Origin of the sequence: Henriciella sp., from assembly GCF_049649345.1 — a bacterium.
In the GTDB taxonomy this organism is placed as follows: Bacteria; Pseudomonadota; Alphaproteobacteria; order Caulobacterales; family Hyphomonadaceae; genus Henriciella.
Genome location: NZ_JBARZC010000355.1, coordinates 1 through 6408 on the forward strand (window position 1 = coordinate 1; position 6408 = coordinate 6408).

The 6408-nt window shown below is 60.0% G+C and carries 3 protein-coding genes; 2 read left to right on the forward strand and 1 reads right to left on the reverse strand.

Translation table 11 applies throughout. The features are described 5' to 3' along the window. Window positions 1-57 precede the first annotated feature (57 nt). Complete coding sequence (locus WA989_RS09765) at window positions 58-3345, reverse strand: TonB-dependent receptor (RefSeq protein WP_424340309.1); 3288 nt, start codon at window positions 3343-3345, stop codon at window positions 58-60. 250 nt (window positions 3346-3595) lie between these two features. Between WA989_RS09765 and WA989_RS09770 the strand changes: the two genes are divergently transcribed. After that, the gene (locus WA989_RS09770; protein ID WP_424340310.1) at window positions 3596-5104 is read left to right on the forward strand and encodes a tryptophan halogenase family protein; all 1509 of its coding nucleotides are present in this window, start codon (window positions 3596-3598) and stop codon (window positions 5102-5104) included. Continuing rightward, window positions 5101-6405 (forward strand): tryptophan 7-halogenase, encoded by a 1305-nt coding sequence (locus WA989_RS09775; RefSeq protein ID WP_424340311.1) that lies wholly within the window; start codon window positions 5101-5103, stop codon window positions 6403-6405. The genes WA989_RS09770 and WA989_RS09775 overlap by 4 nt, the downstream gene beginning before the upstream one ends. The last annotated feature ends 3 nt before the right edge of the window (window positions 6406-6408 follow it).

A 6408-nucleotide genomic window follows, 5' to 3' on the forward strand; every position in this document is an offset into this window, starting at 1 on the left:
TACGGGCCCTGCAAATCTTGCAGGGCCCGCCTGGGAGTCTTCAAACGCTACCCGCGTCTAGAAGTTGAAACGGGCCGAAAGCGTCACCCACCGGTCGTTCTGGAACCAGGAGCGTCCGCCCCGCCGTCCATTCGAGTTCGGGATGTAGGATTCGGTTTCGGTGATCTGGTTCAGGAGGTTTGCCCCCTGGACACCGATCTTCAGGTTCTCATTGACCGTGTAGAAGAAGGAGCCATCAAGCTGGCCGCCCGCATTCTGGAAGATCGGATAGAAGGGCGTGATCACGTCGCGCGCCGTTACGAGATAGTCATCGCGCCAGTTATAGGCGAGACGCGTCGAGATTGGCCCTTTCTCATAGATGGCCGCCACGTTGAAGTTGTGCTCGGACAGGCCTTCAAGTGGCAGGTCTCCGAGATCAACAACGGGGTCACTACCACCCGCATCCGCGTCCGTGGCGCTGACGGTCGATGAGTTGACACCGTCACTTTCGATATAGGTGTACGAGGCTTGAACACCGAAGCCGTCCCATGGAGCAGGCATGAAGTCATAGAACTGGTTATAGGCCAGTTCGAAGCCCTTGATCTTGCCTGTCTCATCGGAATTGGTCGGCTGGTTTGTGACGAAGACATCATAGGTCTCGCCATTATTGGTGACCGACAGCGTACCGGAACCGGAGACGATGATGTCCTCGATCTCCTTGTAGAACGCCGTCGCCGTCAAAGACCCTGTGCTGGAGAAATACCATTCGAAAGCCAGGTCATACTGATCGGATTTTACAGGTTCCAGGAATGGATTACCGCCCGAGGTCTGAAAGCCGTAACAGCCGGCCGTAAACCCGGCAGGCACACCGGTGCCCGGATTGGCCGGATCGTCTTCCGTGGCTGCACTAATCGGATAGGTCGCCCGGGTCAGACCGACATCAGGCCGCGACATCGCCTTGGAGTAGGCGAACCGCACGATCATATCGTCCGTGAGCCCGAGTTTCAGGTTGAAGCTCGGAAGGATTTCCTCATAGGTCTGTTCCCCACTGAATGGGGTCGACGCTCCGCTGAGGAAGGCATAGGCCGACGCCCGCTCTTCCGGTGTGAGTGTACAGAAGAATGAGACGTTTGGAATTGAGCCATCCGGTTGTGGATCCGGAATACAGTCGCTCCCCGAAATATTGCCGGAGGTGCCGAATGTTCCATCGTCAGGCAGCGTTCCTGGCTGGGCGAATTGCAAGCCACCACTCGACGCAATCTGGGTCTCGACGTAACGAACCCCGACATTACCGCCAATGGACACGCCATTTCCAAATGGATCATCATGGCCGAAATCGAGCCGGCCGTAGAATGAGGTGATCTCTTCCGTCGCGTCCGTGATTTCACCAGGCAGGTAAGGGGAATTGCCAACCAGACCCGGACGATCCGCGAGACGCTGCCAGCCGGCTGAGCCGCCTTGGGCCCCACCCGTAACGCCGCCATTCTCGAGCCATTGTGCAACCACAGCATCTGCAAAGTCTGCTGTCGCACCATATTGCTGGGCCGGGTTGAGGGCGAAGAATGCCATTTCCGGCGGAGAGTTGGTATCGCCGCGCTGGAAATTCGGCCAGTCATAGGTATTTACGAAGCCGCCCGGCGCACCGATCTCATCCATCCAGATAGGACCGCCATTGCCCCAGATTTCCGACAGAGCGCCCCAGTTATAGGTGGAAAAGCGTGTTGTCAGATCGCGGTCGGCATAACGGCCGCCGAAACGGACGGATTTGATCCAGTCGAAATCGTCTTCGAAATCATATTCCGCATCGATGCGGAAGGCGTCGGATTGGCCTTCACTTTGCTCGAAGTGGTCCATGGCTGCGCGCCAGAAGCTGTTCTGAGGATCGGCCCAGTTGCTGCCGCCGACAAAGTATGCCGGGCAGGTCTGCGTGCCGACAGGCTGCGTACAGTCGATTTCCGCACCGCCTGCTGCGGCTCCGCCGAAACCGGGGATCTGGTTCGGCGGCAGGAATTCAACGATCGGGATATCCTGGCGCAAATCCATCCGCACATCTTGGAAGCTGCTCCCCCAGAGAGCGAAGTCGACATTGTCTGTCGTCGATTCCACGTGCTGATAGTCGAAGTTAAAGGCCCAACGCTCGCCGGGCGTCCATTTGAAGTTCAGCGACGTATCTTCGGTGACCGTTTCCTGCTCGACACCGCGATAGATGTTGTTGGACTGCAGGCCATAGATCGGCGTGCGAGGATCCCCGAACTGGTCATCGCGCCAGCCAACAGGCGCCGAGACCGTGCCGTACTGGAAGAGATCGTCGCCGCCAAAGCCGAAATCGGTGCCGGGTACGAAGAAGAAGGCATTGTCGCCGACATTGTCAGTGGCGATTTCCGAGGCGCGCTCATTCCAGCTGGTTGTTGCTTCGGAGCGAAGATACTCGAACGTTGCGAGCATGTCGCGATCAGGGCTTTCCCATTGCGCTGAGCCGCCAAAGCCTGTGCGCTCGCGGTTATATTCCTGTGAGCGCACGACCGCGCCTTCAGGCACCCAGACCCGCTGGGCAGCGAGGTCGTCGCGTGGCTGGAAGGAGGAGATTTGCGTGCCGTCGGAGCGTGTTTCGAGCTCCGAATAAACGCCGCTCAGCAGGATGCCGAAGCGTCCGGCATCGGTCTCCCAATTGTTGCTGTAAAGGAGCGAGCCGGTCGGACTCGTCTCGTCGCGGAAGTCCGTATAGGCGTATTCGAGCGTACCGGCGATCTTCTGGCCGTCGCTGTCGAAAGGCTTGCGGGTCACCAGGTTCACGACACCTGCAATGCCGCCTTCTGTAAGGTCAGCGGTCTGGTTCTTGAAGACCTGCACCGAGCCCAGAAGCTCTGGCGATACGTCAGAAAAGCTGAGCGCGCGGCCATTATTCGCTGTGAACGTGTCGCGTCCGTTGAGTTCGGAGCGCACAAAAGTCAGGCCGCGAACAACCACGCCCGAGCCTTCAATAGAGAAGTGGTCCGGGTCATCTGCAGCGGCAAAGCGGCTGATCGAGACGCCGGGTACCCGTTGAAGGGCTTCCGTCACCGAGCGATCCGGCAGGGCGCCGATGTCTTCTGCGGTGACCGCGTCGACGAGCGTATCGGCGTTTCTTTTGATTTCCTGGGCACTGGCGATCGAGCTGCGAATGCCTTTGACGACCACCGTATCCTGACGCGCTTCGCCTTCTGATTCGGTTGTCGTTACCTCTTCAGGATCCGGATCGGTATCGGCTTCCTGGGCGATTGCAGGCGATGCCTGAATGATCGCAAACGCTGACGCGGTGCAAAGAAGTGTGCCAAAAACACGCTTTCTTGACGCAACGGTATCGTTATTAGGCTTTTGCTTGTCCATAGAGGGCCTCCCATCCCTTGGTTTTCAGTGCGGCGCTATAATGTTAACGCTCTCAGTATTGGGAGGCACGAGACCACATAGTGTTTGCGCTATCAAGAAATAATTTTAGGTTTTCGTCGAAATCTCTTGGATTGTGGCGGGAAAGCCACCTCCGCGCCGATCAGCTACGCGGCTGCGGGGAGAGAAAATCGTCGGCGTGCTGATATAAATATGATTCCTGCTATGATCAGGAGTTGAGCGGGAGAGACAATTGCAGATCAAAAAGATCGTCATTGCAGGCGGCGGAACGGCGGGCTGGATGAGCGCGGCAGGGCTCTGCCAGCTGCTGAAACCGCTCGGCCTCGAGATCTGCCTTGTTGAGTCAGAACAGATCGGCACGGTCGGCGTCGGCGAGGCGACCTTGCCGCACATGCGCTTCTTCAACCGCACGCTCGGCCTTGATGAGCGCGAGCTGATGGCCGCCACCAATGCGACTTTCAAACTGGGTATTGAATTTCGGGACTGGGCGCAGATTGGCGATTCCTACATCCACCCGTTCGGCGATTACGGCCCGCCGGGTCAGACGATCCCGTTTCATCATGTCTGGCACCGGCTGAAGGAGGAGGGCCGCTCTGGCCGGATCGATGACTTTTCGCTCCCCGTGAGGATGAGCGAGCGCGGCAAGTTCGGCTTTCCGTCAGACGATCCCGAGAGCCTGCTCTCGACCTTCTCCTATGCCTACCAGCTCGATGCGAGCCTTTATGCGAAATATCTGAGGCGCTTTTCCGAGGCGAATGGCGTCAAGCGGATTGAAGGCCGGATCACCTCGGTCGAGCGAGACGGGGAGAGCGGCCATATCAGCGCGCTCAACCTGGAAAGCGGCGAACGGGTCGAAGGCGACTTCTTCATAGACTGCACGGGCTTTCGCGCGATGCTTATGGGCAAGGAGCTTGGCGCCACATTCATCGACTGGTCGCACTGGCTGCCTTGCGACAGGGCGATCGCCGTGGCCTGTGAGAAAACCGGCGAAAGCCTTCCCTATACGCGCGCGACCGCGCGCGGGGCCGGCTGGCAATGGCGCATTCCTCTCCAGCACCGCACCGGCAACGGTCATGTCTATGCGAGCGAATTCATGGACGATCAGACAGCGGAGGATATCCTGCTTTCGAGCCTCGACGCCGACGCGATCACCGAGCCGAACCGGCTGCGCTTCAAGGCCGGCATGCAGGACAGGCAGTGGATCGGCAATTGCATCGCGGTCGGACTGTCGAGCGGGTTCCTCGAGCCGCTGGAATCAACCAGTATCTATCTCATCCAGGCGGGCATCACTGCCTTTGCAGAGCTGATGCCGTCCGGCGGGATCGACCAGCGCGACGTGGACGAATTCAACCGGGTCATGCAGCTCGAATATGACCGGATACGGGATTTCCTCGTGCTGCACTATCATGCCACGGAGCGCGATGATTCCCCGTTCTGGACCTACGTCCGCACAATGAGCATCCCCGATACGCTGAAAGAGAAGATGGATCTCTTCAAATCACGCGGCGTCGTGCAAGAGTATAAAGACGGGCTGTTCCTGCATCCAAGCTGGATCGCGGTCTATCTCGGCCAGCGCGTGATGCCCGAGACGCGCGATCCGCGCGCCGATGCGCTCAGCGATGCCGAAATCCTCAAGCTGATGAAGGAGACCGAAGAGATCGAGCGCCTGCTCGATGGCTGCCCGGCCCATGAGACGGCGCTTACCGACTTCTGCCGCAAGGAGGCACCGGTTTTTTCATGACCCGGACGCTCAGCATCCTCGGCGGCGGGCTTGAAGGCTGGCTCACTGCGCTCTTCGCGGCGCGCAAGCTTGAGGGGCTGTGCGACCGTGTGGTCGTCGTCCCTTCCGGCAAGGTCGAGGAGACTGGCGCAGCGGTCGTCTATCCGCAGAGCCGGAGCCTGCTGCTGGACCTCGGGCTCAATGAAGAAAAACTCGTCCGCGAAGCCGATGGGGCGTTCCTGCTCGGCGCAAAATTCGGCGCAGCGCCCGGCTACGTCCTCGCCTTCGGGGCATACGGCGCGCCGGCGAATTCGGTTGCTTTCCATCATTACTGGACGCGGATGAAAGATGCGGAGCGCGCGGCGCCTTTCGATGCGTACAGTCTCGGCGCGGAAATGGCGCGCCTTGGCCGCTTCGTGCATCCGGTGAGCGATCCCAAGAGGCTTGAATCGAGTTTCGGTTATGGCCTCGTGCTCGATCGGGCAAAGGTGTCGGCTCTTGTCGAAGCTGAAGCTCGAGCTGCCGGAGTCGAAATGGCCGATGCACCGCCTCAGGACGTCTGGCTGCAGATCGATTCCCGCGCCATGGCAGTGGGTCTCCCTGATTTTGTGGCGTGGACAGACCTGCCGGATGTCGGACGAACGAGGGTGGAGGACGCTCCGAAGGGCAACGCGAATATGTCCTGCTGGTCGGTCGACAATTCGGCGGACGACCTTTCTGTCACCCTGTCGAGCCGGAGCCGGTCGTACAAGATGACCTGGTTCGATAAGAACGCACACGTCGCCGGCCGGCTTGCGGCGCCGTGGACGGAGCGTTCAGTCTGCCTCGGCCAGGCGAGCCACGCGCTGCCGGGGGTGTTGCAGACCGATCTGCTGCTGCTTCTGGCGCAGCTGGGTCTCCTCGCCTCGCTTCTGCCGGCGAGCGACCAGCCCGCCGACATCGTTGCGCGTGAATACAATCGGCGCGCGGCGCGGATGATGGACTACGTCGCCGATATGGAAGCGCTGGTGATCAGCGCCGGGAAGCTTGCCGATGGCGAGATTGCCAGCCCCTCGCTCGCGCGCCGGCTTCAGCAGTTCAGGAGCCGCGGCCGGGTCGTGACGTATGATGACGAGCTGTTTTCCGAGCAGGACTGGATCGCTGCGATAATCGGCTTTCATGCCGTGCCCGAGCGCGTCAGCCCGCTTGCGCTCGGCGCACCGATCGAGGCGGTGGCGCGCAATTATGACGGGCTGCGCCAGGCGATTGGCCGCGCCGTTTCGCGCCTGCCGGACCAGCAGACCTATCTTGCCCATCTGCTTGAAGAAGAGGGGGCTGGCTGATGC